Origin of the sequence: Rhodococcus sp. NPDC127593, from assembly GCF_042671975.1 — a bacterium.
GTDB lineage: Bacteria > Actinomycetota > Actinomycetes > Mycobacteriales > Mycobacteriaceae > Rhodococcus_F.
Map to the genome: position 1 here is coordinate 17,513 of NZ_JBHXWI010000027.1, position 15,704 is coordinate 33,216.

General features: G+C 69.2%; 12 protein-coding genes. 4 read left to right on the top strand and 8 right to left on the bottom strand.

Annotated elements, in window-relative coordinates:
• Positions 1-15: 15 nt before the first annotated feature.
• The 4 genes from ACFVJ3_RS24625 to ACFVJ3_RS24640 form a co-directional block, all read right to left on the bottom strand.
• Entirely contained in the window at positions 16-4,320 is a 4,305-nt protein-coding gene (locus ACFVJ3_RS24625; RefSeq protein WP_378454535.1) for an alpha-(1->3)-arabinofuranosyltransferase family protein, read from the bottom strand.
• Between the two features lie 46 nt (positions 4,321-4,366).
• Positions 4,367-4,540, bottom strand: a complete 174-nt coding sequence (locus tag ACFVJ3_RS24630) for a DUF2613 domain-containing protein (RefSeq protein WP_005258546.1) — start codon at positions 4,538-4,540, stop codon at positions 4,367-4,369.
• Between the two features lie 127 nt (positions 4,541-4,667).
• Complete coding sequence (locus ACFVJ3_RS24635) at positions 4,668-5,759, bottom strand: isochorismate synthase MenF (protein WP_378454536.1); 1,092 nt, start codon at positions 5,757-5,759, stop codon at positions 4,668-4,670.
• Positions 5,760-5,788: 29 nt separating this feature from the next.
• The gene (locus ACFVJ3_RS24640; protein WP_378454642.1) at positions 5,789-6,256 is read right to left on the bottom strand and encodes a universal stress protein; all 468 of its coding nucleotides are present in this window, start codon (positions 6,254-6,256) and stop codon (positions 5,789-5,791) included.
• Between the two features lie 118 nt (positions 6,257-6,374).
• Between ACFVJ3_RS24640 and ACFVJ3_RS24645 the strand changes: the two genes are divergently transcribed.
• A complete protein-coding gene (locus ACFVJ3_RS24645; RefSeq protein ID WP_378454537.1) occupies positions 6,375-7,562 on the top strand; it encodes a glycoside hydrolase family 3 N-terminal domain-containing protein in 1,188 nt (395 codons plus the stop codon).
• A 102-nt stretch (positions 7,563-7,664) separates the two neighbouring features.
• Entirely contained in the window at positions 7,665-8,264 is a 600-nt protein-coding gene (locus ACFVJ3_RS24650; protein WP_005243713.1) for a TetR/AcrR family transcriptional regulator, read from the top strand.
• 48 nt (positions 8,265-8,312) lie between these two features.
• On the opposite strand, the gene ACFVJ3_RS24655 is transcribed toward ACFVJ3_RS24650, so the two are convergent.
• Both ACFVJ3_RS24655 and ACFVJ3_RS24660 read right to left on the bottom strand, forming a co-directional pair.
• Positions 8,313-9,176, bottom strand: coding sequence for a MaoC/PaaZ C-terminal domain-containing protein (locus tag ACFVJ3_RS24655; RefSeq protein ID WP_378454538.1), 864 nt, complete (start codon positions 9,174-9,176; stop codon positions 8,313-8,315).
• The gene (locus ACFVJ3_RS24660) at positions 9,176-10,522 is read right to left on the bottom strand and encodes a 3-oxoacyl-ACP reductase (RefSeq protein ID WP_378454539.1); all 1,347 of its coding nucleotides are present in this window, start codon (positions 10,520-10,522) and stop codon (positions 9,176-9,178) included. The genes ACFVJ3_RS24655 and ACFVJ3_RS24660 overlap by 1 nt, the downstream gene beginning before the upstream one ends.
• Before the next feature lie 130 nt (positions 10,523-10,652).
• Between ACFVJ3_RS24660 and ACFVJ3_RS24665 the strand changes: the two genes are divergently transcribed.
• Together ACFVJ3_RS24665 and ACFVJ3_RS24670 are read left to right on the top strand one after the other, a co-directional pair.
• A complete protein-coding gene (locus ACFVJ3_RS24665) occupies positions 10,653-11,987 on the top strand; it encodes an acetyl-CoA C-acetyltransferase (RefSeq protein WP_378454540.1) in 1,335 nt (444 codons plus the stop codon).
• Positions 11,988-12,317: 330 nt separating this feature from the next.
• Positions 12,318-14,552, top strand: coding sequence for a VanW family protein (locus ACFVJ3_RS24670; RefSeq protein ID WP_378454541.1), 2,235 nt, complete (start codon positions 12,318-12,320; stop codon positions 14,550-14,552).
• A gap of 72 nt (positions 14,553-14,624) precedes the next feature.
• On the opposite strand, the gene ACFVJ3_RS24675 is transcribed toward ACFVJ3_RS24670, so the two are convergent.
• Both ACFVJ3_RS24675 and ACFVJ3_RS24680 read right to left on the bottom strand, forming a co-directional pair.
• Positions 14,625-14,999, bottom strand: a complete 375-nt coding sequence (locus tag ACFVJ3_RS24675; protein WP_378454542.1) for a hypothetical protein — start codon at positions 14,997-14,999, stop codon at positions 14,625-14,627.
• Positions 14,999-15,607 (bottom strand): hypothetical protein, encoded by a 609-nt coding sequence (locus ACFVJ3_RS24680; protein WP_378454543.1) that lies wholly within the window; start codon positions 15,605-15,607, stop codon positions 14,999-15,001. The genes ACFVJ3_RS24675 and ACFVJ3_RS24680 overlap by 1 nt, the downstream gene beginning before the upstream one ends.
• Positions 15,608-15,704 lie beyond the last annotated feature (97 nt).

A 15,704-nucleotide genomic window follows, 5' to 3' on the forward strand; every position in this document is an offset into this window, starting at 1 on the left:
GGTCGCGTCGGCCAGTTACGCGTTGGTGGAGGAACCGGCACGCCGCGCCGTCAAGCGCTGGGAGGCGCGCACCAGGAGCGCCGACCGTCCGAGCGGCAGCACCGCCAGCCCGGTGGCGACGAGCGCCAGCAGTAGCGGGAACTGAACGAGGAACGAGTGCCCCACGTACCCGCCTGGCGCGCGCCACGGGCCGGTGGAGAGCATCGCCATGCCGAGCATGGTCGACGCTCCGGCGACCCCCACCAGCACGCGCGCGGTGGTGGCGGTTCCGCGTAGACGGACGAGGGTCACGGAGAGCAGCGTCACCACGACCGTCGTCACCGCGCCGGCGGGACCACCGATCACGGTGGCGGCGGCGAGGATTCCCAGCCACCCGACCGTCGCGCTGCGCCAGGTCCGGGGTGCCGGGCCGGGATCGCGCTCGCGTGCGCGGCGCGGCCACAGCGCGGCGGCGATCAGCGGAATCAGCAGCAGCAGACCGCCGAAGATCCCCAGGCGGTACCAGCGGTCGGTGGGGAAGTCGAGGGTCACCGTTCCCTCGGTTCCCGCGGGCAGGACCCAACCCTGCTGCCAGCCGTCCACGACGATCGGTGTCAGTTCGGTGCCGTCCGGTGCGGTCGCCACCCAGCCGACGTTGGTGCTCTCGGGGACGACGACGACGCGCTCGACGTCCGAGCGGGGCACCGTGAGTTCCCGGTGGTTCTCCGTCCACGCTGTGGTCGACACCTGCTCGGTCGGAACGACCGGTGCCTGCGGGCCGGCGTCGAGGCGGAGACTGTCGACGAAGAACGCCGACCCCGGGTCGACCGTCACGTCCTGGGATCCTGCTTCCAGCGGAACGGGGCCGGGCGTGTCACAGAGGGTCGCGGGAACCGGGTCGCCGGAGAGCAATTGCCCGACAGTTGCCGTGACGCTCGTGCGAACCGGCTGCCCGCCGATCGACACGACCGGCCCCTCCTCGCAGGACACCGTCACCTCGCGGGCGCCGGCGTCTTCGGCCGGACCCGAACCGGGCAGCAGGACGCCGTCCTCGCCCAGCACGCCGACCTCGGCGAGTCCCGCGGGCTGCAACTGGGCGAAGCCCAGCGCGTTCTGATCGAGGGTGCTCTTCCAGGACACGAGGCTGAGCACGATCCGGTCGGTCACCCGGGGTTCGACCGTGACGGTCCCGTCGTCCTCGTCGACGTCGCGCACCTGCGGCCCGTTCCCGAGGTCGACGGCGACGCGGTCGGGGGCGGCGGGCACGGCGCCCAGGCTGGGTGTCAGTTGCAGGCCGGTGACCAGCGTGGGTTCGGGCAGGTCGATCGTGAGGGTCGGTTTCGCGCCCTTGCCGCTGGTGGTGTCCTGTTTCGCCGACCAGCTGGTGCGCGGATCGTTGTCGGTGGCGGCGAACGCCGACCCGCGGAGATCGGCGATATTGCTGGTCCCGTGAGCGGACGGCCGATCTCGCTGGGTGAGAAGCTCTTCCAGCGGTGCGCCGTGATGCGCCCGCAGGGTGAGCTGCGGCGTGACCGCGGTGGGTTCGGGCACCGACAACGTTCTCTCGAACGTGCCGACCTCCTCGGGCGGCAGGACGAAGGCGTTGCTGCACCGCACGCGGTCCGGGGACTCGGCGCACGAGTTACGGCCGGGGAGTTCCTGGCTGAGATCCCAACCCGAGACGGACGCGCCGTCGGGGGTGGGCGGCAACACCGTCCGGTACCGGATCGGCACGGTGACCGGGGCATCGCGCTGGGAGAAGTCCTCGACCGACACCTCGCTGATGCCGAACTGCGTTCCCGCGGAACCATTCTCGGTTCGAGTCGCGGTGATCCGCACCCACGGGGTGACGCCTCCGGGGACGGACACGGCGATCGGTTTGCCCGGGGCGTCGACCTTGACGGCCGTGCTGCCGTTCGGAGTCGACACCTCCATCCAGCGGACGGGGGCGCCGATCGCGGCCGGGCTGGTCGTGATGTGCAGCAGCGAGCTGGTGAGCGGGGTGTCGAAATCGATCTGGAGCCACTGACCCAGCGCCCGCTCGATGCCGTTGCTGAACCAGCCCGTCGCCGGGTCACCGTCGACGGTCGCGGCGGCGCTGCTGGCGGGGGAGGCGCCGCCGAGTTGCGTGGCGTCGGACGCCGCACTCGACACGCTCAGCGTCGCGCCCTCCCACTGCCCCTCCACCAGCGGGGTGTCCGCCACCGGATAGTCGGGGACGAGATTGAACGTGCGGCGCGCGTCGTCCGGGGAGCGAAGCGCCGAACTGTGATTGTCGACCTGGCCGTAGTCGGTTTCGCGGTTCCGGGGCGTGTCCGTGACGGTGACGTCGTCGACGGGCAGTCCGGCACGCTTCGCGTCCGCGGCCAGCAACACGGGTCCGGCTCCGGGCAGGGCGCCGTTCTCCCGGAGGCGTTGCAGCGATTCGGGCCCGCCCTGCACGCGGGGGATGCCGTCGAGGTTCGCGGTGTACGGCCCGCTCGTCGTCGGCGAACCGTCCGGCATCGACACCTCGAAGATTTCGATCGCCGGGTACCGGGGCCGTAGGTCGCTGTCGATCACCAGGCCTTCGACGTCGCCGGGACCGATGTCCTCGCCGAATTCCGCGACCTGCGTGAATCCGGGCGAGCCGGTGACGGCCTGGTGCGCGAGCATGGGGCGCGTCGACCGCGACGTCTGGGGGTCGAGGTCGTTGCGGAGAACGAGGTAGTGGATGCCCTGGCCGAGCAGGGTCTGCGCCATGCCGTCCGAGGGGCGGCCGTCCGTAATCAACCGCTGGATCGAGTCCATGGCCCGGATGGTGCCGGGCGGGGTGAGCGGGACGGCGTCGCGGGACGCCCACGGCGTGGACGCCAGGGCCTGCATCGGCTCGTCGCGGGTGAGACCCCAGAGCTGGCTGCCGAACGGTGCGCCGGGCACCACGAGAGCCCGCTCCGCGTCGGAACCGTCGGGGCTCGTGCCCCCGGCGTTGTCCTCGAGCCACGAGGCGGCCTGCTGCCAGTAGCCGGGGACCTCGGAATATGTGCCCCGCGGTGCGAGCTTGCCCGTCCAGGCCAGCGACGTCGCCAGGGTGAGGGCGACCAGCACCAGGCTCGTCACCGCGACCATCGGTTCGCGCTCGGGGTGCGCGAATGCGCTGCGCCACCGCGCGACCGGCACGGATCCGGGCAGCGGCACCTTCGCCAAGAGGTGCGCCAACCCGAGCACGAGGGGCAGCCGGACGAGCGGCTCGAGCTTGTGCACGTTCCGGAGGGGCGCACCGGTCGAGTCGAGGAACAGTCGCACCTGGTCGGCGAACGGGGAGCCCAGTTCGCCGATATATCCGGCCGCGAGTCCCGCGACACCGACGAACAGGATCAGGGTGAGGCGACCGCGGGCCGGCATCGACCGCATGCACAGTCCGGCGAGACCGGTGGCGGCGATGAGGCCGGTCGCCGCGACCGCGGCGGGCTGGGTGACCAGGACCGCGCCGGCGATGCGCTCGGGGGAGACGAACGGCGTCCAGCTGTCGGTGCCGCGGAGGATCTCGGCGAGCGACGTCCACTGCGTGGTCACCCCGGACGACTCGATGTAGTCGAGGAACGGCGGGCTCACCTTGCCGAGCAGCAGCAGCGGCACGATCCACCACAATGTGGCCAGTGCCAGGAACGGGAACCACCACGCGGTGAACACCCACCACCGACGGTTGGGCCGGTGGGAGATCCACCACAGACCTGCGACGAGGCACGCGGCCACGGTCGCGACGGCGTTGACCGCACCCATCAATGCGACGGCGAGCGCCGACTGGGCCGCGAGCCGTGCAGGTGAGTGCCATCGCGTGTCCCGGGACGCCGTGCCACTCACGTGGGAGAGGGCGACGACTACGGGAAGAAGAACCCACGGCGCCAACATCATCGGGAGGGTTTCCGACGAGATCGAACCCAGGGTGGTGAGGACACGGGGGGAGAACGCGAACGCGACACCGGCGATGATGCGGGACGAGCGGCTGCCGACGCCGAGTGCTTCGGCGAGACGGACGATGCCCCAGAATCCGGCGACGAGCAGCAGGGCCCACCAGACCCGCTGGGTGATCCACGGCGGGACGCTCAGGACGTCGCCGAGCGCGAAGAACGCGCCGTGTGGGAAGAAGTAGCCGTAGGCCTGGTTCTGCACCTGGCCCATGGGGGCCTGGCTGCTCCACTGATGCGCGGCTCGTTCCAGGAATCCGATCGGATTCTGGGACAGGTCGTACTTGGTGTCAGCGGCGAGCCGGCCGGGGGTTTGGAGAAATGCGAGAAGGAACGCTACGACAGAGGCGCCGAACAGCCACCGCCGTGACAGAGGCTCCGCCGAGGGCGCCATGGCCGCCGACTCGGGGGAAGTGCGGGAACTTGTTGAGCCGGCGCTCTCAGCGGCTGCCGTACTCAACCTGGTTCAGGAGTGAGGAATCCGCGTTGCCGCTGCGGTCGATCTCGGGACGCGTGTTGTCCTGTGCGGCTGCGGTGATGCCGAGCGTCGCCACGGTGCCGAGAGCGACACCGACTACGGCGCTGACCACACCGGGCACAAGGAACTTCCCCATCAGACATCTCCCACCGTCGTGCCATCGACGCACACGGCTACTCCCGCGTACGAATTGCTCGGGTCAAGGTATCACCCGGGCGCCGCCGAACTGCTGATTGGTGCTCGTGGGCCACCGTTTCTGCAGTTCAGGGGCTCTGCTGCACGCCGAGCGCCCGGAGTATCGTGCGCAGTTTGGTGGTCGTCTCGTCGAGTTCGGACTCCGGGTCGGAATCGGCGACGATGCCCCCGCCCGCAGTCGCCAGTGCTTCGAGTCCGTCCGCGGCGATCTCGGCGCAGCGGATGGCCACCACCCAGTCGCCGTCGCCGTCGCCGTCGCACCACCCCACGGCGCCGCCGTAGAACCGTCGATCCTCCTCGACGTCCCGGATGGTCGCGAGGGCGAGGTCGGTGGGGGTTCCGCACACCGCGGGGGTCGGGTGCAGCAGGGTGGCCAGGCTCAACGCGCTGGTCGACGGGTCGCGCAGCACGCCTTCGATGGGGGTGGCGAGATGCCACACCTCGTGCGTGCTCGTCAGAACCGGGGAATCCGGGACGGACAACTCGGTGCAGAGCGGTGCCAGGACGTCCCTGATCCACGCAGTGACGAACGCGTGCTCGGCCAGGTTCTTCGTCGACTCCAGGAGGCCGCGACCTTCCTTCTCGTCGGCCTCCGGATCGGCGCGCCGCGGGGCGGTCCCGGCGAGGGGACGGCAGGTGACGCGTCGCCCGCGTCGGCTGAGCAGCACCTCGGGACTGGCGCCGACGAGGCTGCGTCCGCGGAAACTCTCGCCGGCCGCGGAGAGGTCGACGGCGAACCCGTTGGCGGTGGGATTCTGATCAATCATTCTCGCGGCCAACGCTTCTGCGGAAATGGGGGTGTCCGCGTGGAGAACGACGCTGCGGGCGGCCACCACCTTGCCGAGGGCGCCCTCGCGGAGGCGGTCGACGAGGGACCGCACCCGGGCCACGTGCTCGGCGGGGTCGGGGACCTCCCGCGTGAGGCGTACGGACGGGAGGTCGGGAACGGTGCCGGGCCGCCACGGGCCGTCCGTGAACTCCCACGATTCCGGGGCGGTCAGCGCAGCGGGACGCTCGGGATCGAACGGCAGCGCTCCGACGATGAGTTCGGTGTCACCGTTCGCGAGGGCCGCGACAGCGGCTGCCGTGGTGTCGTACCCGTGCCGCGCACCGGACGTGCGCAGCGTCCGGTCGGCGCGGGAGAGAAGGAAGCCGTCCATGGTCACCCGACAGTAGTCGGGCTGCCGGACTACTTCCCGGGAGGCACGATCAGCACAGGGCGGTGACTGTGGCGCAACACGTGGTCGGCGACGCTGCTCTGCAGCAGCGACCGCAGACCGGTGGTGCCGCGGGTGCCGGTGACGATGATGTCGACCGCGAGTTCGTCGGACGTCTCGACGATGGCCGTCCAGATCGTGCTGGTGCACTCGATGCAGCGACCCTCGGTGGCGAGCCCGGCGGCCTCGGCGAGTTCGACGCCCTCTTCGTTGGTGACCTTGGCGTCGGAGAACGCGACGTCCTCGGTCTCCTCGTCGGGCACCCATTCGGGTTGCATCACACCGGAGAGCCCGGACATGCGCGCGGCCTGACGGACCATCGGCTCCCACACCGTCACCAGCACAGCGCGATTGGAGGCGAGGAAACGACCTGCGCACTCCACCGCACGCTTGGCGTTGTCGGATCCGTCGTAGGCGATCAACATCAAACCACCGGGCACCACGACCTCCTGAGTACGGGCTTCCTCTGTGTCCAGATTACCAAGACGGGCGGCAGCGGTAGCCGATTCGGGGCCTGTCACGGCGTCGCCGGTGGCGAACTGGGCTACCGTCGAACCCATGCGGATCAAGTATGCACTCGTGCTCGCTGCCTGTACCGGCCTCGTCGCCGGATGTTCATCGGGTGGTGGCGAGTCGGTCGCGGAGTCGTCGTCGTCGGCGGCGACGCCGTCTCCGTCACCGTCCTCCGTCGAGCCGGCGTCGCACACCGGCACCGCAGCGCCCGCCGCCGCACCGGCGTCGTGCGAGACGGAATTCCTGCAGTCGTTGCCGTTGCGGCGCAAGCTCGCTCAGCTGCTGAACGTGGGAGTGACCGGCACCGCGGATGCGGCGCAGGTGGTCCGTGACGAGCAGGTCGGCGGCATCTTCGTCGGGAGCTGGACCGACGAGGCCATGCTCGCGAACCGTGAGATTCCCCAGGTGGCGTCGGCGTCGTCGCTGCCACTGATGGTGACGATCGACGAGGAGGGTGGGCGCGTGTCGCGCGTCGAGAACCTGCTCGGAGCCGATCCCTCCGCCCGGCAGACCGCAGCCACGATGACGGAGGAACAGACGTATCAGATGGCGCTCGAGCGTGGTCGCGGACTGAAGGACCTCGGTGTCACCGTGAACTTCGCCCCCGACGTGGACGTGAGCAGCCAGCCCGACGACAGCGTGATCGGCGACCGCTCCTACTCCGACGATCCCGCCGTCGTCACCCGCTACGCCGACGCGTACGCGCGCGGAATGCGGGATGCGGGAATCCTGCCCGTGATCAAGCACTTCCCTGGCCACGGATCGGCGTCCGGCGACTCGCATACCGGGGCCGTCACGACCCCGCCGCTCGAGCAGTTGCAGACCAAGGACCTCGTCCCGTTCCGGAACCTGGTGTCCACGGGTGTCGGCGTCATGCTCGGCCACCTCGAGGTGCCGGGTCTGACCGCCCCCGGGATCCCTGCCAGCATCAGCCCCGACGCCGTGGCGCTGCTGCGCGGCGGCACCGGATACGGGGCGCCGCCGTTCACCGGGCCGATCTTCACCGACGACCTCAGTGGCATGCAGGCGATCACCGACCGCTACGACATCACCGTTGCCGTCGAGACCGCGCTGGAGTCGGGTGTCGACGTCGCCCTGTGGCTCACCACCGACGACGTCCCGCGGGTACTCGATCACCTCGAAAGCGTTGTGGCCTCGGGCAAGCTGCCGCAGCAACGCGTCGACGAGGCCGTGCTGACGGTCGCGCGCGCAAAGGGCGTCATCGCCTGCTGACGCGCGGTCCGCGACAGGGTGTTGGTATTCTTCTCGTCCGCCGGTCGAGCCCGCTTTATTACCGTAGAGTAAGATAGCGGGTTCGACGATGATGGAGGACGAATGGCCGGCGGCACCAAGCGACTGCCGCGCGCAGTGCGCGAGCAGCAGATGCTCGACGCTGCTGTCGACGTCTTCTCCGACAGAGGTTTTCACGAGACGTCGATGGACGCGATCGCGGCCAAGGCGGAGATCTCCAAGCCGATGCTGTACCTGTACTACGGTTCCAAGGACGAACTGTTCGCGGCGTGCATCCAGCGGGAGGGCCTGCGCTTCGTCGAGGCGCTTGCTCCGGCGGGCGATCCGGGGCTGAGCCCGCGCGAACAGTTGCGCCGGGCGCTCGAGGGGTTTCTCGGGTTCGTGGGCAAGCACCGCAAGTCGTGGATGGTGCTGTATCGCCAGGCGATGGGGCAGCAGGCGTTCGTGGGGTCGGTGCAGTCGAGCCGCGACCGGCTGATCGAGCTGACCGCGCACCTGCTCGAGTCCAGCACCAAGGATCCGGAGCCGGGGCAGGATTTCGAACTGATCGCCATCGCCCTGGTCGGTGCGGGTGAGGCCGTGGCCGACCGCGTCGCCGGCGGCGAGATCGAAGTCGACGCGGCCGCAGACCTGCTGGAATCCCTGGCGTGGCGCGGCCTCGCGGGCAAGAAGAAGCCGGAGTGAACGAGACGCTCGTTCGATCAGATCGAACGAGCGTCTCGTTCGTCCCCGTCAGCGCAGCGTCGCGGTGAGGTGCGGGTAACCCTTCTTCGGGTGCTTGATCGACAGATCCCAGCCGTCGCCGGTCTGATCGGCGTACACGTTCAGCGTGGACGGCAGCAGGATCGGCTTGCCGAAGCGCACGCTGTACGTGACGGCGGCCGGGATCCGGCCCTCCACCGAGCCGAGGACGGCGGCAGCACTCCACATGCCGTGCGCGATGGTCTTCGGGAATCCGAAAGCCTTGGCGCCCAACGTCGACACGTGAATCGGGTTCCGGTCACCGGACACCGCGGCGTACTTGCCGATCGTCTTCTGATCGACCCGCAGCGTCCGCAGCGGACGCGGCGGCTCCTCCTCGGCCTTCGGCTCGGGACCGGGCTGACCCGACAGCGACGTCTTCTGCTGCCGCAGGAACGTCGACGTCTGCTTCCATGCCAGTTCGCGTCCGACCCGGATCTCGCTGATCACGTCGATCAGGAGTCCCTTGCGGTGCTCGCGCAGATTCTCCGCGTGCACCGACACGTCCAGGGGCTCGATCACGGAGATGGGACGGAACTGGTCGATGACGTTCTCCGCGTGCACGGAACCGATGGCGGGGAAGGGGAAACCTTCGGACACCATCAGCTTCATCACGATGGGGAACACCAGCGTGAACGGGTACGTGAGCGGCAGGGTGTCGCCGAAACGCAGCCCGGTCACCCGGTCGTACGCTGCGAGGTTGTCGGGGTCCACGCGCACCCCGTTCAGGACCAGCGTCGTGTCCGGGGCGCTGTGCCCGCTCGCGCCGATGACCGGCAGCGCGCTGCGCACGGCACGGGTGTAGATGTCGAGCGTGCCCGGCTTCTCCGTGAGTTGCACGACCTTGCCCGACATCAGGCGCCCAGCAGGCTCTGGCCGCAGACGCGGACGATCTGTCCGGTGACGGCGTTGGACGCGGGGTTCGCGAAGTAGGCGACGGTCTCGGCGACGTCGACGGTCTCGCCGCCCTGCAGCAGGGAGCTCATGCGACGTCCGGCCTCGCGGGTGGCGAACGGGATCGCCGCGGTCATCGCCGTCTCGATGAAGCCCGGTGCGACGGCGTTGATCGTGATCTTCTTCGTCGCGAGCACCGGCGCGGAGGCCTGCACGAGTCCGATGACACCGGCCTTGGAAGTGCCGTAGTTGGTCTGGCCCCGGTTGCCCGCGATGCCGGCGATGGAGGAGACGTCGATGACGCGCCCACCTTCCTTCAGTGCGCCCTTGGCGACGAGGACGTCGGTGATGCGCTGCGGCGCAAGAAGGTTGACGCCGATCACCATGTTCCAGCGGCCCTCGTCCATGTTGGCGAGGGTCTTGTCGCGGGTGATGCCGGCGTTGTGGACGATGATGTCCGCGCCGCCGTGCCGTTCGAGGACGAACTCGGCGAGCTTGTCGGCAGCGTCGTCCGCGGTCACGTCCAGGGCGAGGGACGTGCCGCCGACCTTGTTGGCGGTCTCCGACAGTGCCTCACCGGCGGCCGGAATGTCGGCGCAGATGACGTGCGCCCCGTCGCGGGAGAGGACCTCGGCGATGGTCGCACCGATGCCGCGGGCCGCACCGGTGACGATGGCGACCTTCCCGTCGAGCGGCTTGTCCCAGTCGGCGGGTGCGACGGAATCCTCGGCGCCGACGCGGATGACCTGGCCGCTGACGAACGCGGACTTGGCCGACAGCAGGAAGCGCAGCGTGGATTCGAGACCCGACAGTCCTGCGGAGGCCTTCGGTGAGACGTAGACGAGCTGAGCCGTGGCGCCGCGCTTGACTTCCTTGCCGACGCTGCGGGTGAAGCCCTCGAGCGCGCGCTGGGCGATGTGCTCGTCGACGCCGGACGTCTCTTCGGGGGTGGTGCCGATGACGACGACGCGCGCGGACGGCGCGAGGTTGCGGACGACCGGCTGGAAGAACTCGAACAGCTGCTCGAGTTCGGTGACCGAACCGATGCCTGTGGCGTCGAACACCAATGCGCCGTACGTGTCGTCGCCCGCTCCCGCGGCGGGGTAGTCGGACAGCAGTTCGCGTAACGGCTCGACGAGACGGCCCTTGCCGCCGATCAGGACCGGACCGGCGAGCGGCGGTTCACCGTGCTTGTATCGCCGCAGGTTCTCGGGTCGCGGCAGTCCCGCTTTCGCGGCGATGAACGCGCCGGGGGCGGATGAGAGGAACTGGGAATAGAGGTCGGGAGCTCCCTTGCTGGCTGCCACGGTCCTACCTTCTGTCGTCGTTTGGCGGTCAGTCACCGAGCACCGAGTGAAGTGCGGTGTCGACAATTAACTTACTCCTGAGTAAGAATAGTAGCCAACAGGTAATCGCACCAGATCCTTGGAGACGTCAGTGACCAGCAAAGCTCGCACCAATTCGAACTCCGCAGCGGCGCCGAAGCCAGGCGGAAAGCAGCAGCGTCCCGTCGCGATCGTCGGCGGAAACCGCATTCCGTTCGCCCGCTCCGACCGGAAGTACGCGCAGGCGTCCAACCAGGACATGTTCACCGCCACCCTCGACGGACTGGTGAGCCGCTTCAACCTCCAGGGTGAGAAGCTGGGCCTCGTCGCAGGCGGCGCCGTGCTCAAGCACAGCCGCGACTTCAACCTGATGCGCGAATGCGTCCTCGGCAGCGCCCTCAGCCCGTACACCCCGGCCTTCGACCTGCAGCAGGCGTGCGGCACCGGACTGCAGTCGATCGTCGCCGTCGGTGACGCGATCGCGGCCGGCCGCATCGACGCGGGCGTCGGCGGCGGCGTCGACACCACGTCAGATGCGCCGATCGGCGTCAACGACGAGCTCCGCGAGTTCCTGCTGTCGCTGAACCGCGCGAAGAGCACCGGCGACCGCATCAAGCTCCTCGGCAACGTCCGCCCGTCCATGCTCGGCGTCGAGATCCCCCGCAACGGCGAGCCCCGCACCGGGCTGTCCATGGGCGAGCACGCCGCCATCACGGCGAAGGAATTCGGCGTCAGCCGCGAGGACCAGGACGAACTGGCCGCCGCCAGCCATCAGAACATGGCCGCCGCCTACGATCGCGGATTCTTCGACGATCTGGTGACGCCGTTCCTCGGGCTCACCCGCGACGACAACCTGCGGCCCGACTCCAGCGCCGAGAAGCTGGCCAAGCTGAAGCCGGTCTTCGGTGTGAAGGCGGGCGACGCCACGATGACGGCGGGCAACTCCACCCCGCTCACCGACGGCGCGTCCGCGGTCCTGCTGTCCACCGACGAATGGGCCGCCGAGCGCAAGCTTCCGGTGCTCGCGCATCTCGTCGACTCCGAGACCGCGGCCGTCGACTACATCCACGGCAAGGACGGGCTCCTGATGGCGCCGACGTACGCCATCCCGCGCCTGCTGGCCCGCAACGGCCTCACCCTGCAGGATTTCGACTACTACGAGATCCACGAGGCGTTCGCGTCCGTCGTGCTGGCGACGCTGCAGGCGTTCGAATCGGACGAGTACTGCAAGGAGCGCCTGGGCCTCGACGGCGCACTGGGGTCCATCGACCGCAGCAAGCTGAACGTCAACGGGTCCTCCCTCGCGGCGGGGCACCCGTTCGCCGCGACCGGCGGCCGCATCGTCGCCTCGCTCGCCAAGATGCTGGCGGAGAAGGGCTCGGGCCGCGGCCTGATCTCGATTTGCGCCGCCGGAGGCCAGGGTGTGACGGCAATCATAGAGGCGTGATCCGACTGGCCTTTTCGGTAGCTGGGAGACCGGAAAGGCCAGCGTGCGCGCAGTGCGAGCGGGGATCCGGCAACGAGGGGTGGCCGGATCCCCGAAATCTTTTCCAACAGGTGTAACGCTGGAGATTAGCTGGCGATATCCCTGTCAGCCCCGTGTTGCTGCCTGACCCCCGACCTGGCAGCAGCGCGGGGCTCTTGCATTTCCGGCGGCCGGTACGCTGACGTGGGGGTCTCGACCGGGCCTCGCTCGGATCGGATCGCGCTTGAAATGCAACGAGCACCGACGGCAAGCTGAGGCCCGCACGAAGGACAAGTCGGTGAGAGGGCCACGGTGAACGACGAAGACGGCGACACGGGGAGCAAGGCACCCGAACGGTCGACGCCGGACCCTTCCGCGACGCCCGAGAGTGTCGAACCCGAGAACGTGGCCGATCCGGCCGCTCCGGAACCGGACGAGGAGGCGTCGGCTTCCGAGGCTTCTATGGAACTGCCGAGTGCCGAGGATGCCCCGACAATGCAGCTGAACCTCGGTGACCTGGGAGAACGCTCCGAGGAGCAGGCTTCCGACGCACCGTTATGGGTGGAGCCGCCGGCGAACGAGGACGTCACGCAGGTGATCCCCGCGATTCCGCCGGGTCCCGTTCCCGGGCCGACGCAGGCGTACACCACACCGGCCGACGAGCCGACCGTGGTGGCTCCGGCCGCCGCGGCGCAGGTCCCACCGCAGCCGGAACCGGAACCTTCCGCGCCGGCCGAGCCGTCCACGGAATCGACCACCCGTGCTCCCTGGGTGAAGATCGCAGCAGTCACCGGCGGTGTGATCGCCCTGATCGGCATCGCCTACGCCGCGGACCTCGCGGTGTCCTCCGGAAACCTGCCGCGCGGGGTGACCGTGGCCGGCGTCGACGTGGGCGGTTCGTCCCGCGAGGAGGCCGAGGCCACGCTGCAGGCGCAGGTCGGCCCGCGCGTCGATCAGCCGCTGACGGTGACGGCCGGCGACGTGTCGACGCAACTCGTTCCGTCCGCTGCCGGGCTCGGCGTCGACTGGGAGGCCACCCTCGACCGGGCCGATTCGCAGCCGCTCAACCCGTTCACGAGGCTCACGTCGTTCTTCACCACCGACGAGATCGGTGTGGTGTCGACCCGCGACGAGGCCGTGCTTGCCTCCGCCGTCGACGGCCTACGCGGTGAGACCGATCGCGCGTCCCGCGAAGGAACCGTCGTGTTCGAGGGCGCGACCCCGGTGCCGGTCGACCCGTCGACCGGGCAGAACCTGAACGGTGAGGGTGCCGAGGCGGCGTTGACCGAGAAATGGGCGTTCGGCCGGAGCGTGGAACTGCCCGTCGACGTCGTGCCCGTGACGGTGACGAAGGAAGGCGTCCAGAGGGCGCTCGACGAGGTGGCGGCACCCGCTGCCTCCGCCGATCTGGTGGTGACCGGTCGTGACGGCAAGGTCGCGACCGCGGCGCGTCAGCAGATCGGGTCCATCGTCGGCTTCGAACCGGACGGCAACGGCGGGCTGAAGCCCACCTACAACATCGAGGCTGCCACCGGCATCCTGGCGCCGCAGCTCGTCTCGACGGAGATCGTGCCGAAGGATGCGACGATCACGCTCGACGGCGGATCGCCCACCGTCGTCCCCGCGGTCGTCGGCGACCTGGTGCAGTGGCCCAAGACGTTGGAGACGCTGCCCGAGTTGTTGCGCGGCAACGGTTCTCACACCACCGCTGCGGTCTACGGACCCATCCCGCCCGCCCTCACCACCGAGGCCGCGCAGGCGCTCGGCGTGAAGGAAGTGATCGGCGAGTTCACGACCGGCGGTTTCTCTGCGGCGTCGGGTACCAACATCCGGCTCGCCGCCAGTGAGATCAACGGGGCGCTGATCAAGCCGGGCGACACGTTCTCCCTCAACGGGTACACCGGCCCGCGCGGCACGGCTCAGGGTTATGTCGAGTCGGGCATCATCAACAACGGGCGCCCGGACACCGCCGTCGGTGGCGGTGTCAGTCAGGTGGCGACGACGCTCTACAACGCCGCGTACTTCGCCGGCATGGAGGACGTCGCGCACACCGAGCACTCGTACTACATTTCGCGATACCCCGAGGCGCGCGAGGCCACCGTCTTCGAAGGCGCCATCGACCTGCAGTTCCGCAACACCGCCAAGACGGGTGTGATGATCCAGGCAATCGGCGGCGCCTCGGACCTGACCATCCGGTTCTGGGGAACCAAGTCTGTCGATGTCGACTCGATCACCGGCAACCGGACCAAGCCGACGGAGCCCGACACGGTCACCCTGCCCGTCGGTGATCACTGCATCGCCTCCAGCGGCGCACCGGGATTCACCGCCAGCGACACCCGGGTGATCTCCGATCACGCCAGCGGCCAGGAAATCTCCCGGGACACCAGGACCGTCCGCTACGACCCCGTCCCGATCGTCAAGTGCGAGCCACCCGCCGCCGCACCGAAACCCGACGAGCGCACCCCCGCCGCCTCGCCGGCCCCGTCCACCCCGGCGGAAAGCCCGAAACCCACCACCCCGAAGCCGAATTCGAACGACGGCGAATAGACGCACCACTTCTCGGTTCGTGCACCGCTTTTCGAGCCCGAAAAGGAGAGCGCGAACCGAGAGAGGGTGCGGCTACAGCGACCGCACCGTGAGCGGCTGAGCGGATGGGAGCGGCGCCTGCGTCACCCAGCCTCGTGGCGACGCGGCACGCGCGATCGCGCGGCGGACACGCTCCGCTACCTGCTTCGGCGACTCGAGGTCGTCCCAGGTCCACCGCACCACCTGGAATCCGAGGTCGCGCAGCGCGTCTTCGCGTTGCTTCTCGGCGAAGACCGCGTCGCCGGGCGATTGCCCGGGTTTCAACAGGCGTCCGTACTTGACGCGTCCGTCGAACTCCCCGAGGACGATGCCGTCGAAGTGGAAGTCGACGCGTCCGATTCGCCGCCCATCGGGCTCGAACACCTCACCCTGCTGGAACGGGACGGGGAGCCCGGCATTCCACAACATCACCCGACTCCGTGATTCACCGACACTTCGCTATGCCCGCACACGAAGCGGACGACCCTCCGCGCCGCATCGACGCCGTGACGACGCGCAGCGCGGGTGAGTTCGGCGTCCAGTTCGTCGCGGCCGATGCCGAACCTGCGGACCGCCGCATCACCCACCACGACGGCCTGCTCGAACGGCAGAGTTCTCGCGAGGTCGATCACGGTCCGCGCCGGGAGCGTCAGCGAATGCCCGTCGACCACTGCCACGTGCTCTCCGATCGGGGCACAGTGCACCGTGATCCGCCGCTTGATCCAGCCACCTCCGCGCCGGTTTCTGGAGACGTGCACGCGGTCGAGGGGTGTCTTCCACAGCGGCAGGCCATACACGACGGCTGCGGATTGGTGACTGAGCACCGCGTCGTCCGACACGGCGTGAACTGTCGAGTCGATCAGGAATCGATGACGTTCCTCCTCGCCGAGCGCCGTGTACATCGACGCGGAGAGGTACGCACCGCGGCCGATGCGTTGCCAGTCGCCGCGCGTGTACAGACGTCGGATCTCGTCGTCGCTGTAGCCGCGGTCCAACGCCTCCTGGCGCCGCAGCATCGCCTCCGGGTCATGTTCCATGGGAACGATTCTCGCCGGAGCCACCTGAAGAATCCGGTCCGAAGGACCCGTCTGTGGATGAACTGAGGCTTGTGGACAACTCCCGCACTCTTTCTCG

Excerpts from the sequence above, each read along its gene's own strand:
- ACFVJ3_RS24625 (WP_378454535.1), bottom strand. The coding sequence starts at position 4,320 with ATGGCGCCCTCGGCGGAGCCTCTGTCACGGCGGTGGCTGTTCGGCGCC.
- ACFVJ3_RS24630 (WP_005258546.1), bottom strand. The coding sequence starts at position 4,540 with ATGGGGAAGTTCCTTGTGCCCGGTGTGGTCAGCGCCGTAGTCGGTGTC.
- ACFVJ3_RS24635 (WP_378454536.1), bottom strand. The coding sequence starts at position 5,759 with ATGGACGGCTTCCTTCTCTCCCGCGCCGACCGGACGCTGCGCACGTCC.
- ACFVJ3_RS24645 (WP_378454537.1), top strand. The coding sequence starts at position 6,375 with ATGCGGATCAAGTATGCACTCGTGCTCGCTGCCTGTACCGGCCTCGTC.
- ACFVJ3_RS24650 (WP_005243713.1), top strand. The coding sequence starts at position 7,665 with ATGGCCGGCGGCACCAAGCGACTGCCGCGCGCAGTGCGCGAGCAGCAG.
- ACFVJ3_RS24655 (WP_378454538.1), bottom strand. The coding sequence starts at position 9,176 with ATGTCGGGCAAGGTCGTGCAACTCACGGAGAAGCCGGGCACGCTCGAC.
- ACFVJ3_RS24675 (WP_378454542.1), bottom strand. The coding sequence starts at position 14,999 with ATGTTGTGGAATGCCGGGCTCCCCGTCCCGTTCCAGCAGGGTGAGGTG.
- ACFVJ3_RS24680 (WP_378454543.1), bottom strand. The coding sequence starts at position 15,607 with ATGGAACATGACCCGGAGGCGATGCTGCGGCGCCAGGAGGCGTTGGAC.